The organism is Microtetraspora sp. NBRC 13810 (genome assembly GCF_030268685.1).
Lineage (GTDB): Bacteria > Actinomycetota > Actinomycetes > Streptosporangiales > Streptosporangiaceae > BSRQ01.
On the sequence record NZ_BSRQ01000009.1, the window covers coordinates 123,054 to 138,819 of the forward strand.

Genomic DNA, 15,766 nt, shown 5'->3' on the forward strand with positions numbered 1-15,766 from the left:
GCCTTACCCGGAGCGCCAGGGTCACCGTTCGGATCAGCGCGTCAGCTCTCCTGCTCCGCCTTGAACGCGAGGAACTCCCGTTCGAGGTCGTCGTTGTCACGCCGCCAGCGCCGCTGCCGTTCCGCCATCTCCTCTTCCGTGACCGCCTGTGCCAGCCACCGGTCGTAGTCGGGGTCGCCCGGCGCGAGTTCGACGTACGCGTTGCCGATCAGTCGCCCGTCATCGCTGGTGAGACTCTGCGGCACGCGCAGTGTCCCGTCCGCGAGCCGGATCACGTACATCGCTGATCACCTAGATCCCGTAACGCCGGTTGAAGAACAACATGACATTGAGCGCCATCCGCGTGTCGCCGCCCAGCATGTCCACCAGCGCGGGGCGCTGGCGCGAGGCGATCGCGGCGAAGGCGTCGGCGAAGAACTCCTTGCGCCCGAGCCCCCCCGGCTGCCGGTGGAACGCCGAGGCGAAGAGCGGCTCGCAGCGTTCGTAGAGTGCCACGAACTCCGGCGAGTCCGACACCCAGTCGCCCGGCCTGGAGTCCACGTCGTCCAGCGCGTGCCCGACCTCGTGCATCATCACGTCCGGGGTGGGCGAGGGCCGGTCCCCCACGACGATCTTGCGGTCGCCGTACGCGCCCGCGCAGATGTCCCAGGTGGCCCGCCCCGAGGGCAGCGGCGCGCCGCGCAGGTAGCCCATGTCGTCGAGGTCGGGCACGCCCCCGGGGCCGACGTAGATCCCTTCGAGGCCCGCGGCCAGCACGGCCTTCAGCCGGTCGGGCAGCCGCGCCAGGCTCTCCACGGCCCGCACGGCCTCCGCGGAGGGCGGCCCGTCCCGCACGTCCCACTGGCGGTGCAGGATCCGCTCCAGCCTGCCGCAGTAGAGCAGGCCGTCCCCGAGATCGGGGGTGTCCGGTGAGTTCGGCTGGGCCCGCGGCCGCTCGTGGTCGAGCTCGAAGTCCCGCCAGGTGTACTCCGGCCGGTGGGCGACGGAGGCCGCGACCGCCGTGACGCGCTCCACCCGCCGCTCCCCCTCGCGCGGCGTCTCCCGCGCACTCTCGCCCCGGCCGGTCTCCCCCCGGTACGGCGAGGCGTACGGCCCGCGCTGCCACCAGCGGCTTCCCCGCCGGTGCCGGCCCTTGTCGCCCGACTGCGCCATCACGCCCCTTCGTCCGGCCGTCTGTCCGACACCACGGTACGACGGGCATCTCCTCCCGTCACCCGATATGTCCGACGGCTGGTATGACACGGGCGCGCAGTGGTCCCCGGCATGGCTTACAGTTCGGGCATGTCCGTGGTTCTCGGCTTGGCCTTCCTGGCTTTCTGGCTCTACTGCCTCTTCGACGTCATCACCACGCCCGACAACGAGACCAGAAACCTGCCCAAGGTGCTGTGGGTGCTCATCGTGGTCGTGGTCGTCGGCTTCGGCGGACTGCTGTGGCTGCTCCTCGGCCGTCCGCGGGGCACAGGAGCCACCCAGGCGCCCCCAGAGCGACCGGCGGCACGCCCCGAGGGTCCCAGAGGCCCGGACGATGATCCGGACTTCCTGAGGGACCTGGAGCGCCGGATGCGCGAAGAGGACTAGACGTCCCCGGAGGGGCTCAGCCGGGCAGGCCGGCGTAGGAGTGCAGGCCGCCGAGGAACATGTTGACCCCCACCAGGTTGAACAGCAGGCAGCCGAAGGCCACGAGCTGCACGATCATGGCCTTCTTGCCGCGCCAGCCCGCGGTCGCCCGGGCGTGCAGGTAAGCCGCGTAGGCGATCCAGGTGATGAACGCCCAGACCTCCTTGGGGTCCCAGCCCCAGTAGCGGCCCCACGCCTTGTCGGCCCACAGGGCGCCGGCGATGACGGCGAAGGTCCAGATGGGGAAGGAGATCACGATCGCCCGGTGGGCCACCGCCTCCAGGTCGGCGCGCGACGGCAGCCGGGAGGGGCCCTCCCCGCGGATCAGGTAGAGCACGCCGGAGACGCCGGACATGATGAACAGCCCGCTGGCGATGATGGCCGCGCTGACGTGGATCGCGATCCAGTAGGAGTTCAGCGCGGGCACCACGGGCCCCGCCTGGATGTGCAGGTAGCGGACGGCGAAGCCGAGGCCGAGCGTCGCGGTGAGGGACACGAAGGCGCCGAGGAAGCGCACCGTGTAGCGCAGCTGCATGAACAGGAAGACGGTCATCGCGGCGAAGCAGATCGCCACCACGAACTCGTACATGTTGCCCCACGGCCACCGGTCCACCGCGAGGCCGCGGGTCAGGATCGAGCCGAGGTTGGCCGCCCAGCCCAGCCAGCTCAGGACCACGGCGACGAGACCGGCCTTCGACGCCCAGGCGGGCACCGGGCGGGCGCCGTCCCCCCCACCCGTCTCCGCGGCGACCGGCGCGCCGCCGCCGACCGTGACCAGCTCGCGTGCCGGCTCGGCCGCCGCCCGCGCCGTCACCCGGCCGAAGCCCAGCTCCAGCGCGTATCCGATCATGGCGAACACATAGAGCAGCACCGTCGCCAGTATGAGCGTGTCGCTCAGACCGGCCAGACCGGCGTTGACCTCAACGGGCATCCTTCACTCCTGCAGATGTGGCACCCAGTGCCTTCACGATGTCGGCGAACTCCTCGGCGAAACCCGCCGCCCCGCCCTCGGTCCGGGTCAGGCCGCCGACCTGAACGACCGTACTCCCGTCCTTGTCCGGTTCCTGCACCCGCACCCAGATCCGCCGCCTGCGGATCGTGAGCGAGAGCAGCAGGCCGGCGATGGCGAGGACGGCGGCGATCAGGGCGGGCACCCGGCCCGGGTCGTAGGCGATCTGGAGCGAGATCCACTCCTTGACGCCGGTGAAGGTGACCTTGCCCGCGCCGCCGGGCAGGTCGATCGACTGCCCGACCTCCAGCGGGTCGGCCTTCATCACCAGCGGCTTCATCTTCTTCAGCTTCTCGGTGTCGAACAGGTACACCGACTGCGGGATGCCCGAGCTCAGGCCGAGGTCGCCGGCGAAGGCGCGGACCTGCGCGGTGGGCTGGAGCGCGGCGGGGAAGGCCGACACCAGCGTCCCGTCCTGGAGCGGCACCGTGGTCGGCAGGAACCGCACCGACAGCCCGAGCTGCTCCGGCTTCGCGTCCGGCACCTTGATCGTGCACTCGGACGCGAAGGTGTTGATGTTCTCGGCCAGGCACGGCACCGGTCCCTGGTAGGCGACCTGTCCCTGGCCGTCCAGGACGGTGAAGGAGGGCGCGTAACCGTGGCCGATCAGGTAGGTCTGCGTGCCGTCGACCTCCAGCGGCTCGTTGACCTTCAGCGTGTACTCGTAGGGCTTCGCGCCCGGGCGGTCGGTCACCTTCAGCCTGGCCAGGAAGTCGAGCACCTGGCCGCGCTGCTGCCCGGCGAGCACGTAGTTCGCCTGGAAGTCCTCCACCTGGAAGGAGAAGGGGGCCAGCGACTCGGCGGAGACCCGGGTGCCGGGCATGTAGCGGTCGTAGGCGGCGACCGTGTTGGCGAAGCCGTTGCCCTCGACGATGAGCACGTTGCCGCGGTAGCCGTACAGGGAGCCGAGGCCGACGGCGACCAGCATGCCGAGCAGGGCGATGTGGAAGATCAGGTTGCCGGACTCGCGCAGGTAGCCCTTCTCGGCCGACACCCAGCCGGGGCCCGTGGCCACCCGGAACCGGCGGCGGCGCAGGGCGGCGGCGAGGTCCTCGACGGTGGCGCCGCCCTCGGCGGTGAAGGCGGCGTGCTGCGGCAGGCGGGCGAGGTTGCGCGGGGCGGCGGGCGGGCGGCGGCGCAGTTCGCGGGCGTAGACGCCCAGCCGGGGGACGACGCAGCCGATCAGCGAGACGAAGAGCAGCAGGTAGATCGCCGCGAACCAGGGCGCCTGGAAGACGTCGAAGAGCCAGAACCGGTCGAGCCACTCGGCGTAGCCCGGGTTGTCCTTGAAGTACTGCGCCACCGCGCCGGGGTCGACGCCGCGCTGGGGGTAGATCGAGCCGGGGACCGAGGCCAGCGCGAAGAGGAACAGCAGGATCAGCGCGGTCCGCATCGAGGTGAGCGTGCGCCAGAACCAGCGCAGCCAGCCCACCGGGCCGAGCCCGGCCGGCCGGTCCCGCCCGCCCCCGGGCCCGGATCCAGCTTCGGATCCGGCTTCGGATGCGGCTTCGGATCCGGCTTCGGATGCGGCTTCGGGCGCGGGCTCGGCGGTGGCGCGGGGGTCGTGCGTTCGGGTCATGGGTTACCTGTCATCGGGCCCCGGGTCCTCTCGGCCGTCCTCGGGGCTGTCGTCAGGGTCGTCGTGCGGGCCGTGCCGGGGGGCGTCATCAGATCACCGGCTGGAATCCGCCGATCCAGCCCTGCATGGTGGCGATCAGCTCACCCCACAGGCCGGTGACCAGGAGCAGGCCCACGGCCACCAGCATGCCGCCGCCGATCCGGGTGATCAGCGGCGTGTGCCGGCGCAGGGCCTTGAAGGCGCGCAGCGCCTTGCTGTAGGCGAGCCCGGCCGCCACGAACGGCAGGCCGAGCCCGAGGGCGTAGCCGAAGGCGAGCAGCGCGCCGCGCCCGGCGCTGCCCTCGGTGAGGCCGAGGGTGAGCACCACGGCGAGCGTCGGGCCGATGCACGGGGTCCAGCCCAGGCCGAACACGATGCCGAGCAGCGGCGCCCCGGCGAGCCCCGCGGCGGGCAGCCGGTGGATCCGCACGTCCCGCTGGAGGCCCGGGATGAGCCCGATGAAGGCCAGCCCGAGCACGATCGTGACCCCGCCGAGGATCCGGGTGATGATCTCGGCGTTGCCGAGCATCGCGGCCCCGAGCCCGCCGACGACGGCGCCGCCGAAGACGAAGACGGCGGCGAAGCCCAGCACGAACAGCCCGGTGCCGAGCAGCAGCCGCCCCCGGCGCGGGTCGGCGCTCATGCCGGTCACGTACGACAGGTAGCCGGGCACCAGCGGCAGCACGCACGGCGACAGGAAGGAGACCACGCCGGCCGCCACCGCGATCGGCAGGGCCAGGCCGAGTGAGCCGGAGGCGACGGTGCCGGCGAGGTCGGCGTTCATCGGGCCGCGATCCGCTCGCGGAGGGGCGTGCTCGTCGTGGTCACGGCTTCTCGTCGCTCACCTTGGTCACGGCGTCCATCAGGTCGGTGTACTTGACCGCGCCGAGCGCCCTGGCCGCGATCCGGCCCTGCCGGTCGATGATCAGGGTCGAGGGGATCGCGGCGGGCGGCACGGTGCCCTGGAAGGCCAGGGCCACCCTGCCCGGCTGGTCGTGCAGGCTCGGGTAGCCCGGCTCGTGGTTGCGCTCGAAGGCCAGTGCGGACGCCTTGTCGTCCTTGAACGCGACGCCGAGGAAGTCGACCCCCTTGGCCTTGGTCTTGGCCGCGACGTCCTTCAGCACGGGGGCCTCGGCGACGCACGGCGAGCACCAGGAGGCCCAGAAGTTCAGCACCACGACCTTGCCCTTGTGCGCGGCGAGCGAGACGGCGGCGCCGTCGAGGGACTGGCCTTCGACGACGGGCGCGGGCCTGCGCTCCGCCGCGCCGAACACCACCATCTTGCCGTCGCCGGCGATGAACCGGGTGTCCCCGGCGCCGGGCTGGGCGGACTGGCCGCCGGCACACGCGGAGGCGCCCAGGACCGCCGCGACGGCCAGCGCGAACGCGAGCGTGCGGCGGAGGACGAGGGCGGTTTTCGTCGCGGACACGGGAGGAGGATCTCCTTGTACTACAACCGGTAGAGCAGCAGCCACTCTACCGGCGGGACCGGTCGCCCGGCACACCAACCCACCCGTGGCGGGCCCGCTAGTGGTAAAGCGCTCCGGCGGGCTCGCTGTAGCCCACACTGGTCAGCCGGTCACCGTCGAAGGTGAACGTGGTCAGGCTGGCCAGGCCGCACTGGCGGCGGCGCGGGTCGTGCCACAGCCGGCGGCCCTCCGCGGCCATCCGGATGGTCCAGATGGGGAGCTGGTGGCTGACCAGCACGGCCTCGTGGCCGCGCGCCGACCGCCGGGCCCCGTCGATCGCGTCCCGCATCCGCCGCACGATGGCGGTGTACGGCTCGCCCCAGGACGGGCGGAACGGGTTCCACAGGTGCCGGTAGCTTCCCGGCCGGCGGAACAGGCCGTCCCCCTGGGCCACGGGATGGCCCTGGAAGATGTTGAGCGCCTCCAGCAGGCGCTCGTCGACGGCCGCCTCCACGCCCAGCGCCTCGGCCAGGGGGGCGGCGGTCTCCCGCGCGCGTTCGAGCGGGGAGCTGGCCAGGACGGTGACATCGCGGTCGGCGATGGCCTTGGCGACCGTCTCGGCCATGAGCCGCCCGGTCTCGGACAGGTGGTAGCCGGGCAGCCTGCCGTACAGGATGCCCTGCGGGTTGTGCACCTCACCGTGGCGCAGCAGATGAACGACGGTGGTCTCAGCCATGGTGGGCTCAGCCTACTCACTGGTACCAGGAGTTGCTCGATCGCCTCCCGGGTCTCTCGCCAGGGATTATGAGAGTGCGGGCTCAAGGACGGGGACGGGCTGCCCGCTCGGGCGGGCGGCGGTGCGGAGAGCCTCGACGGCGGCGCGGATGGCCGGGCGGCGGGCCGCGTCGGTGCGCCAGACGGCGTAGACCCTGCGGGTCAGGCCGGCGGTGAGCCGGAGGATCCGCACGGTGGACGGCACGTGGTCGAGGCCGAGCCTGGGGATGATCGCACAGCCCTGGCCTGCGCCGACGAGGGCGAGCTGCGTGGCGTACTCGTCGGCGACGCAGCTGAAGACCGGCTCGACATCCGCCGAGCGCAGCGTGAACGCCAGCCAGTCGTGGCAGACGGTGCCGGGCGCGGAGCTGATCCACCGCTCGCCGCAGAGCGCGGAGAGCTCGATCTCGGTCTCGCCCGCGAGGCGGTGGGTGGCGGGCACGGCGACGTCGGCGATGTCGTCGAGCAGGGTCGCCCGGGACAGGCCCTCGGGCATGGCCATCGGCCGGTTGAGCCAGTCCTGGGCGATGCCGAGGTCGAGCTCGCCCCTGGCCACCTCGCGGATCTGCCGGTCCGGCTCGCGCTCGTAGACCTGGAGCTGGAGGTCGGGGTGGCGGTGGCCGAGCGTGGCCAGGGCGGCGGGGAGCAGGCCGCGGGCCGCGGTCGGGAAGGCGGCGATGGACAGCCGGCCCAGCACGGCGCCGCGCAGCGCCTCGAAGTCGGCCTCCGCGGTCTCGACCAGGGCGAGGATGCGCTCGGCGTGCTCGGCGAGCAGCCCGGCCGCGTCGGTCAGCCGGACGCCGCGCCCGTTGCGCTCCAGCAGGGTGGTGCCGGTCTCCCGCTCCAGTTTGGCGAGCTGTTGCGAGATCGCCGAAGGGGTCACCATCAGCGCCTCGGCGGCGGCGCCCACCGAACCGTAGACGGACACCGCGTGCAGCGCCTTCAGGCGGTTGAGATCCAACATGTAAGCAAGTCTAAACGGCTTACGTAAGAAAGTCTCGCTTGTGCTGAACGGTTCCCGGAACCGAAAATAGATGCATGAGAACACAACTAGCCCCCAGGAAGACCGTCTCCTACCTTGAGCAGCTCGCCCGCCAGGACCGCGAGCGCCGCATCCGCAACGCCAAGCCCAAGCCCGCCGAGCGCTGAACCGGCCGACGGGGACCGGCATCCGGCGCGGGGGATCGCGCGGAGCCGAAGAGGGGCCGAGGACCGGCACGCGGGCGGTGAGGGCCAAGCCCGCCCGCGCGGCCACGCAGACGCGACGCCGGCCCCGCCCGCGCGGGCCACGCTGAGCCCGCCCGCGCGAGGCACGCACGGCCGACGCCGAACCCACCCGCGCAGACCGCGCCTACGACGCCGAACCCACCCGCACAGCCCGCAGGGACGACGCGAAGTCCCGCGCGGGCCACGCGGGAGCGACGGCGGGCGGCCCCGGCCGCCGGCGCGGTGATCGCGGGTCGGCGGCCCGCCGCCCGGGCGCTCAGGACGCCTGGGCGGCGGCCTTCGCCGCGAGCGGGAGGGCGTCGGTGATCCGGGAGAGGGCGTCGTCGTCGTGCGCGGCGGACAGGAACCACGCCTCGAAGGCCGACGGGGGCAGGTAGACGCCCTGGTCGAGCATCGCCTGGAAGAAGGCCCGGAAGGCGGCGGTGTCCTGCCGCTGCGCGCCCGCGAAGTCGGTGACCGGCTCGTCGGTGAAGAACACCGAGAACAGGTTGCCCGCCCGCTGGAGGCGATGCGGCACCCCCGCCGCCGAGAGCGCCTCGGACGCGGCCCGGCCGACCGCCAGGGCCGCCGCGTCCAGCCTGGCGTAGACGTCGTCGTCGCAGGCGCGCAGCGTGGCCAGGCCGGCCGCGCAGGCCAGCGGATTACCCGACAGGGTGCCCGCCTGGTAGACCGGCCCCTGCGGGGCGAGCCTGCCCATGATCTCCGCCCGCCCGCCGAACGCCGCGGCGGGCAGGCCGCCGCCCATGACCTTGCCGAAGGTCATCAGGTCGGCGTCCACCGGCTCGTGGCCGTACCAGCCGGCGCGGGTGACCCGGAAGCCGGTGAGCACCTCGTCCAGGATGAGCAGCGCGCCGTGCTCGGTGCACAGCTCGCGCAGCGCCGCGTTGAAGCCGGGCAGCGGCGGCACCACGCCCATGTTGGCCGGGCACGCCTCGGTGATCACGCAGGCGATCTCGGCCGTGCGGAACGCCTCCCGCACGGCCTCGACGTCGTTGTAGGGCAGCACGATCGTGTCGGCCGCCGCGGCCCCGGTCACCCCTGGCGTGTCGGGCAGCCCGAACGTCACCACGCCCGACCCCGCCGAGGCGAGCAGCGCGTCCACGTGCCCGTGGTAGCACCCGGCGAACTTGATCACCTTGGACCGCCCGGTGAACCCGCGCGCCAGCCGTACGGCCGACATCGTGGCCTCGGTGCCCGAGTTGACCAGCCGCACCATCTCCACCGGCGCGACCCTGGCGACGATCTCCTCGGCTAGCTCAACCTCGCCCGGCGTGGCCGTGCCGTAGGAGGTGCTGTGGGCCACGGCCTCGGTGAGGGCCTCGACGACCGCCGGGTGCCGGTGGCCCAGGATCATCGGCCCCCAGGAGCAGACCAGGTCCACGTAGGTGTTGCCGTCGACATCCGTGATGCGGGGGCCCTGGCCGGCCGCCATGAAACGGGGGGTGCCGCCGACCGCGCCGAAGGCTCGCACCGGCGAGTTGACGCCACCGGGCACGATCCGGCGGGCACGGTCGAAAAGATCCTCGGACTTCTGAGTACGGCTCACGCCACCAAGGCTAGACCGAACCGCCCGCAGCCGCGGAACCGAACCGGGCTACTCGACGGCGTCGGCGAGCCAGTCGAGGACGCGCAGCGGGTCGGGCAGCGGACGGCCGTCCGGCGGGCGCAGCCAGGAGACCGGCTGGCCGGTGACGAGGGTGGACGGCGGGGCGAGGACGTAGCTGTCGCGGCAGTGCCAGCGCAGGCCGGGCGTCTCCTCCAGGCTCTCGGGCCCGCAGTCGAGACTGCACGACCACCACTCGTCCTCGTCGTCGGGGTTGCCGCGGGTCGCCACATAGAACAAGACCCGGTCACCGTTGGCGGCGACCGGGCCTGAGCCGGATCCGGAGGCGTCCATCCGGGCGAGGGCGGACAGTCCTGCGTCGAGCGGGGCGTCGAAGACGTCGAACACCCGGCCGGTGGGCAGGATCACGTTGGCGTCGGGCTCCCGCTCCCACCAGCGCGTGAGCATCGCGGCGTCCAGCGTGGCCTGCATCTGCCAGGCGGGCGAGAGCGGATGGGCCCCGGGGTCGGGACAGCCGATCCGGTCGCACGAGCACGCGCGCCCGCCGTGGCGCAGCGGGTGCGCGCCGGGACAGCTTGCCCAGCCGAGGGCGGCGTACTCCAGCACGGAGGTCAGCGCGGAGACGCCGCCGCGTTCCGGCCTGCCACGCCTCCTGGCACGCCGAGCGAGTGGTACCCCTACCATTCGTGTCCTCCGTCCGCGCCAGAGTGGCCCCCGCTGGTGGTCGGACCAAAGCTGCGGCCCTCAAGGCAGCCCCGCCTCAAGAGGGTCGTCAGGCCGCGAAGAAGAGAGCGGCCATCACGTCACACCAGTCCTTCTGTTCGCACTCTAACGCACACGTACCGGACGCTGACCGGAAACCCCCCGTTAGAGCTTTCGTGCCACCTCGGTCGCCCAGTACGTGAGGATCAGATCGGCTCCGGCGCGGCGGATCGCGACCAGCGATTCCATGATCGCCCGGTCCCGGTCGATCCAGCCGTTGGCCGCCGCCGCCTCGATCATCGCGTACTCCCCGCTGACCTGGTAGGCGGCCACCGGCACGTCCACCGTGTCGCGCACCTGGCGGATGATGTCGAGGTAGGCGAGGGCGGGCTTGACCATGACGGCGTCGGCCCCCTCGGCGAGGTCCAGGCGCACCTCGCGCAGCGCCTCGCCGACCGGCCCCGCCGGGTCCTGCTGGTAGGTGTCGCGGTTCCCGAACTGCGGCGCGCACTCCGCCGCCTCCCGGAACGGCCCGTAGAACGCCGAGGCGTACTTCACGGAGTAGGCCAGGATCGGCAGGTGCGCGAAGCCGTCGGCGTCGAGGGCGGCCCTGATGGCGCCGACCTGGCCGTCCATCATCCCGCTCGGCGCGATGACCTGGGAGCCCGCCCTGGCCTGGGACACCGCCGCCGAGGCGTAACGCTCCAGGGTGGCGTCGTTGTCCACGTCGCCGTCGGCGGTCAGCACGCCGCAGTGGCCGTGGTCGGTGAACTCGTCCAGGCAGGTGTCCGTCATCACCGTCATGGCGTCGCCCACCTCGGCGAGCACGTCGCCGAGGGCCTTCTGGATCACCCCGCCGGGATCGTCGGCCCCCGAGCCGCGGGCGTCCTTCACCGCGGGCACGCCGAACAGGATGATCCCGCCGACGCCCGCCTCGGCCGCCTCGTGCGCCGCCTTGCGCAGCGAGTCCCGGGTGTGCTGCACGACACCGGGCATCGAGCCCACCGGCTGCGGCTCGGTGATGCCCTCCTTGACGAACACCGGCAGGATCAGCTCCGCCGGGTGCAGCCGGGTGCCGGCCACCATCCGCCGCAGCGACGCCGTACGGCGGAGCCGCCGCGGCCGGGCGACGGGGAACTCAGCGCTCATCTCTCGTCACTCCTCAGGGGGTTGTCGGCGCGGCTATTTGGCCCGGCGACGCGCCCCGCGGCGCATCTGCGAGGGCTTGCGCGGCGTCTCGCCCGCCGCGACGGCCGCCTGCCGCTGCTTCGCACCGTACTCCGCCAGCGCGGTCGCCAGGGCCGAAGCCGACGGTTTGCCCGCCATGACGTCCACCCGCAGGCCGAACTCCTCCGCCGTCTTGGCGGTCTGCGGCCCGATGACCGCGATGACCGTGACGTTGTGCGGCTTGCCGGCGATGCCGACGAGGTTGCGCACGGTGGAGGAGGAGGTGAACAGCACGGCGTCGAACCCGCCGCCCTTGATCGCCTCCCGGGTCGGCGCGGGCGGCGGCGCGGCGCGCACCGTCCGGTAGGCCGTGACGTCGTCGCACTCCCAGCCCAGCTCGGTCAGCCCGGCGATCAGCGCGTCGGTGGCGATGTCGGCCCTGGGCAGCAGCACCCGGTTGATCGGGTCGAGCATCGAGTCGTACGGCGGCCACTCGGCGAGCAGCCCCTCGGAGGACTGCTCCCCCGAGGGCACCAGGTCGGGCCGCACCCCGAAGTCGATCAGCGCCTGCGAGGTCGCCTCGCCCACGGCGGAGACCTTGAGCCCGGCGAAGGCGCGGGCGTCCAGGCCGTACTCCTCGAACTTCTCCCGCACCGCCTTGACGGCGTTGGCGCTGGTGAAGGCGACCCACTCGTACCGGCCGGTGACCAGGCCCTTGATCGCCCGGTCCATCTGCTGCGGGGTGCGCGGCGGCTCGACGGAGATCGTGGGGACCTCCTCGGGCACGGCGCCGTAGGAGCGCAGCTGCTCCGACAGGCCGGCCGCCTGCTCCTTGGTCCGCGGCACGAGCACCCGCCAGCCGAACAGCGGCTTGGTCTCGAACCACGACAGCCGGTCGCGCATGGACACCGCGTCGCCCACCACGATCAGCGCGGGCTCGGCCATCCCGGCGTGCTTGAGGTCGGCGCCGAGCCGGCCGAGCGTGGAGACGACGGTGTACTGCTCGGTGGTGGTGCCCGCCATGCTCACCGCCACCGGCGTGCTGTCGGCGCGCCCGCCGGCCACCAGCGCCTTGCCGATCGCGACGGCGTCGGCGACGCCGTTGTAGACGACCAGGGTGCCCGGACTCGCCGCGTGCGCGGACCAGTCGTCCACCTGGGCGGCGTCCACCACCCGGAACTCCGGCACGGACGCCGCCGCGGGGATGCCCGCGTAGGTGAGCACGGCGGTCGCCGGCGGGATGCCCGGCACTATCTCGAAGTCCACCTCCGCCTTCGCGCAGGCGGCCACCTCCTCCGTGATCGCGGAGAAGAACATGGGGTCGCCCGCGCACAGCCGTACGACCTGGCGTCCCTTCTTGGCCTCCTGGACGACGTTGATCGAGACCGCGGCGTCGCCGCCGACGTCGACGACGTCGACGCCTTCCCGGCAGTGCCGCAGCATCGGCCCGAACGCCTCCGCGTCAAGGACGACCACGTCGGCCCTGGCCAGCAGGTCGGCGCCGCGCAGCGTCAGCAGGTTCTCGTCGCCCGGGCCGGCGCCCACGAAGGCGACGAAGCCGGTCCGCTGCCCGAAGGGCTGCTCAGAGGTTGGACTTGCGGAGCTCAATGGGTCTGCTCCCCCATCAACGTGCCGGCCCCGTCGTCGATCATGGCGGCCGCGAGGTCGCGACCGAGCTCCACGGCCTCCGAAGGAGATCCGGCGGTGGACTTGCGCACCGCACGCCTGCCGTCCACGGAGACGACGGCGGCGGTCAGGTTCAATATGTGCCCGTCAGTGACCGCGTATGCCCCCACCGGGGCCGCGCAACCGGCCTCCAGCGCGGCGAGCACGGCGCGCTCGGCGCTCACGGCGGCTCTGGTGGCCGCGTGGTCGAGGACGCCGAGCAACTCGATCAGGTCGTCCCGGCCGGCGTGGCACTCCACCGCCAGGGAACCCTGCCCGGGGGCGGGCAGCATCTCCTCGGGTTCGAAGACCTGGGAGACCTCGCTCTCCCTGCCGATCCGCGTCATCCCCGCGCAGGCCAGCACGACCGCGTCGTACTCGCCCGCGTGCACCTTGGCGATCCTGGTGTCGGCGTTGCCGCGGATCGGGACGTATTCGAGGTCGGGCCGGAGCATCCGCAGCTGGGCGACGCGGCGCGGCGAACCGGTGCCGATCCGCGCGCCCCCCGGCAGGTCGGGCAGCTTGGCGGCGGAGCCGACCAGGGCGTCTCTCGGGTCGTTCCTGGCCGGGGTGGCGGCCAGCGCGACCTGCGGGTCGGGTTTGGTCGGCAGGTCCTTGAGCGAGTGCACGGCGAAGTCGATCTCGCCCGTGACCAGCTTCTCGCGCAGGGCGCTGACGAACACCCCGGTGCCGCCGAGCTGGGTGAGCTGGGCCTTGGTCACGTCGCCGAACGTGGTCACGCCGACCAGCTCGACGGGGCGGCCGGTGAGCTCGGTGAGCCGGTCGGCCACGAGCTGTGACTGCGTGGTCGCCATCAGGCTGCGCCGGGTGCCCAGCCGCAACGGGGGGAGGTCGTTCACCGCTCCACCTCCCTGTCGGCCGGGCCGTCGATCGGCTCGGTGCGCCGGACCGCCTCGGGGACCTTCGGGTCGAGATTGAACAGCTCCCGCAGCGCCTCCGCATAATGATCGCCCGAGGAGGAGGCGGCGAGCTGCTTGACACGCACGGTGGGCTCGTGCAGAAGCTTGTCGACCACGCGGCGCACGGTCTGGGTGACCTCTTCGCGCGTCCGGCCGTCCAGCTCGGGGACCCTGGACATGAGCCGCCCGATCTCGGCGTCCACCACGTCGGCCGCCTTGGTGCGCAGGGCGATCACCGTGGGGGTGACCCTGGCCGCCCGCGCGGCGTCGAGGTGGCCGGTGACCTCCTCGCCGACGATGCGCCTGGCCTCGGCGATGGCCACCGCCCTGCCGCCGTCGCCGGCCGCGCCCCCGGCGCCCTCACCGGTCTCGTCGCCGAGCCCCGCGTCCTGCATCGACTCCAGGTCGACCAGGGTGACGCCGGGCAGCGCCCGGACCGCGGGATCGACGTCGTGCGGCAGCGCGAGGTCGAGCAGGAAGATCGGGGCGCCGCCCCTGGCCTCCAGCGTCTCGGGGGTGATCAGCAGCCGCCCGCCGCCGGTGCAGGAGATCACCAGGTCGGCCTCGGCCAGTTCGTGCGGCAGCTCGTCCAGCTCGACGGCCCGGCCGCCGATGGTCTCGGCCAGCCGTACGGCGCGCTCGAAGGTGCGGTTGGCGACGACGATGCCGGTGACCCCGGCGCGGGAGAGGGTCGCCGCGGACAGGGCGCTCATCGAACCGGCGCCGACGACCACGGCCCGCCTGCCCGCGAGCGGGCCGAGTACCCGCTCGGCGAGCGTGAGGCCCACCCCCACCAGCGAGGCGCCCGCCCGGTCGATGCCGGTGTCGGCGTGCACCCGCTTGCCGGTGCGCAGCGCGTGCTGGGTGACGTCGTTGAGGGTCGGGCCCACCGTGCCCTGGTCCTGGGCGAGCCTGAGCGCCTGGCGGATCTGGCCGAGGATCTGGCCCTCGCCGACGACCATCGAGTCCAGGCCGCTGGCGACGGAGAACAGGTGGTGGACCGCCCGGTCCTCGTAGTGCACGTAGAGATGCGGCCCGAGCTGCTCGACCGGGACGCCGGAATGGATGCTGAGCAGCTCGGCCACCGCGTTCACCGCTCCGTGGAAACGGTCGACCTCGGCGTAGACCTCCACCCGGTTGCAGGTCGAGACGACCAGCGCCTCGGCCACGCAGGAGCTCTGGTGGACGTCGCGGAGCAGCTTCACCAGGCCGTCGCCCGTGACGGACAGCTTCTCCAGCAACGCCACCGGCGCGGTCCGGTGACTGACTCCAACAGCCAGGACGCTCATGCGCTCGCCCCCTGCTGCCACTCCTCGGCCATCACTGGCCCCCCACTTTCGCGATCCGCTTTGCGCTGCTCGTGGAACGCAAGGATCTGCAGTTCAATGGATAGGTCGACTTTACGGACATCGACGCCATCAGGCACAGTCAGCACGACTGGGGCAAAGTTCAAGATGCTGGTGACGCCGGCCGCCGTGACCCGGTCGCACAGCTGCTGAGCCGCCGCCGCCGGCGTCGCGATCACCACGATCGACACTCCCCGCCGCGCCATCACGGCTTCCAATTCGTCGATGTGCTCAACATTCAATCCGGCTATGCGGTCGCCCACGATTTCGGGGTCGGCGTCGAGCAGGGCGGCGATCCTGAAGCCCCGCGAGACGAAACCGCCGTAGTTGGCGAGCGCCCGGCCAAGGTTACCGACTCCGATGATGGCGACCGCCCAGTCCTGGGTGAGGCCCAGCTCCCGGGAGATCTGGTAGATCAGGTATTCGACGTCGTAGCCGACGCCGCGGGTACCGTAGGAGCCCAGATGGGACAGGTCCTTGCGGAGCTTGGCCGAGTTGACCCCGGCCGCTAGGGCGAGGTCTTCCGAGCTCACAGTGGCCACGCCTCGCTCGGTCATACCCGTGAGGGCCCGCAGATACAGCGGCAGCCGGGCGACGGTCGCCTCGGGGATGCCGCGGTCTCGGGCTTGCGGTAGGCGGCGGATCACGTGCCGGAACTCCAGGGGACGGGCGTCCGACGCGGCACGGCCGCGATCACGGATGCGACGGATATCGAGATGAGGACTCTGCCTTCCAGGTTAATCCCTTT

16 protein-coding genes are annotated in these 15,766 nt (G+C 72.5%); 1 reads left to right on the top strand and 15 read right to left on the bottom strand.

Going from position 1 to position 15,766, the window contains the following annotated elements; all coding sequences use genetic code 11:
* Positions 1-41: 41 nt before the first annotated feature.
* Positions 42-281: a hypothetical protein gene (locus tag QSK26_RS19620; protein ID WP_285776628.1), complete on the bottom strand. Its 240-nt coding sequence runs from the start codon at positions 279-281 to the stop codon at positions 42-44.
* 10 nt (positions 282-291) lie between these two features.
* On the bottom strand, positions 292-1,152 hold the full coding sequence (locus QSK26_RS19625; protein ID WP_285776629.1) for a hypothetical protein: 861 nt from the start codon (positions 1,150-1,152) through the stop codon (positions 292-294).
* A 129-nt stretch (positions 1,153-1,281) separates the two neighbouring features.
* On the opposite strand from QSK26_RS19625, the gene QSK26_RS19630 reads away from it, so the two are divergent.
* On the top strand, positions 1,282-1,578 hold the full coding sequence (locus tag QSK26_RS19630; protein WP_285776630.1) for a PLDc N-terminal domain-containing protein: 297 nt from the start codon (positions 1,282-1,284) through the stop codon (positions 1,576-1,578).
* A gap of 16 nt (positions 1,579-1,594) precedes the next feature.
* Here the strand turns inward: QSK26_RS19630 and ccsB are convergent, their stop codons facing one another.
* The 13 genes from ccsB to QSK26_RS19695 all read right to left on the bottom strand — a co-directional run bounded on the left by ccsB (position 1,595) and on the right by QSK26_RS19695 (position 15,665).
* Positions 1,595-2,548 carry a c-type cytochrome biogenesis protein CcsB gene (gene ccsB, locus QSK26_RS19635; RefSeq protein WP_285776631.1) on the bottom strand — a complete coding sequence of 318 codons (954 nt, stop codon included), beginning with the start codon at positions 2,546-2,548 and terminating at the stop codon, positions 1,595-1,597.
* Positions 2,538-4,058: a cytochrome c biogenesis protein ResB gene (gene resB / locus QSK26_RS19640; RefSeq protein WP_285776632.1), complete on the bottom strand. Its 1,521-nt coding sequence runs from the start codon at positions 4,056-4,058 to the stop codon at positions 2,538-2,540. The genes ccsB and resB overlap by 11 nt, the downstream gene beginning before the upstream one ends.
* A 235-nt stretch (positions 4,059-4,293) precedes the next feature.
* Positions 4,294-5,028: a cytochrome c biogenesis CcdA family protein gene (locus tag QSK26_RS19645; protein WP_285776633.1), complete on the bottom strand. Its 735-nt coding sequence runs from the start codon at positions 5,026-5,028 to the stop codon at positions 4,294-4,296.
* Positions 5,029-5,068: 40 nt separating this feature from the next.
* Positions 5,069-5,674, bottom strand: coding sequence for a TlpA family protein disulfide reductase (locus QSK26_RS19650; protein WP_285776634.1), 606 nt, complete (start codon positions 5,672-5,674; stop codon positions 5,069-5,071).
* Between the two features lie 97 nt (positions 5,675-5,771).
* Positions 5,772-6,389, bottom strand: coding sequence for a histidine phosphatase family protein (locus QSK26_RS19655; RefSeq protein WP_285776635.1), 618 nt, complete (start codon positions 6,387-6,389; stop codon positions 5,772-5,774).
* A 66-nt stretch (positions 6,390-6,455) separates the two neighbouring features.
* Positions 6,456-7,391: a LysR family transcriptional regulator gene (locus tag QSK26_RS19660; protein WP_285776636.1), complete on the bottom strand. Its 936-nt coding sequence runs from the start codon at positions 7,389-7,391 to the stop codon at positions 6,456-6,458.
* 519 nt (positions 7,392-7,910) lie between these two features.
* Positions 7,911-9,200 carry a glutamate-1-semialdehyde 2,1-aminomutase gene (gene hemL / locus QSK26_RS19665; RefSeq protein WP_285776637.1) on the bottom strand — a complete coding sequence of 430 codons (1,290 nt, stop codon included), beginning with the start codon at positions 9,198-9,200 and terminating at the stop codon, positions 7,911-7,913.
* 48 nt (positions 9,201-9,248) lie between these two features.
* The gene (locus QSK26_RS19670; RefSeq protein ID WP_285776638.1) at positions 9,249-9,902 is read right to left on the bottom strand and encodes a bifunctional DNA primase/polymerase; all 654 of its coding nucleotides are present in this window, start codon (positions 9,900-9,902) and stop codon (positions 9,249-9,251) included.
* Positions 9,903-10,085: 183 nt separating this feature from the next.
* On the bottom strand, positions 10,086-11,069 hold the full coding sequence (hemB, locus tag QSK26_RS19675) for a porphobilinogen synthase (protein ID WP_285776639.1): 984 nt from the start codon (positions 11,067-11,069) through the stop codon (positions 10,086-10,088).
* 33 nt (positions 11,070-11,102) lie between these two features.
* Positions 11,103-12,695, bottom strand: coding sequence for a bifunctional uroporphyrinogen-III C-methyltransferase/uroporphyrinogen-III synthase (locus QSK26_RS19680; RefSeq protein ID WP_285776640.1), 1,593 nt, complete (start codon positions 12,693-12,695; stop codon positions 11,103-11,105).
* Entirely contained in the window at positions 12,692-13,612 is a 921-nt protein-coding gene (gene hemC / locus QSK26_RS19685; protein ID WP_285776641.1) for a hydroxymethylbilane synthase, read from the bottom strand. The genes QSK26_RS19680 and hemC overlap by 4 nt, the downstream gene beginning before the upstream one ends.
* A complete protein-coding gene (locus QSK26_RS19690; RefSeq protein WP_285776642.1) occupies positions 13,609-14,961 on the bottom strand; it encodes a glutamyl-tRNA reductase in 1,353 nt (450 codons plus the stop codon). The genes hemC and QSK26_RS19690 overlap by 4 nt, the downstream gene beginning before the upstream one ends.
* Entirely contained in the window at positions 14,958-15,665 is a 708-nt protein-coding gene (locus tag QSK26_RS19695) for a redox-sensing transcriptional repressor Rex (RefSeq protein WP_285776643.1), read from the bottom strand. The genes QSK26_RS19690 and QSK26_RS19695 overlap by 4 nt, the downstream gene beginning before the upstream one ends.
* Between the last annotated feature and the right edge of the window lie 101 nt (positions 15,666-15,766).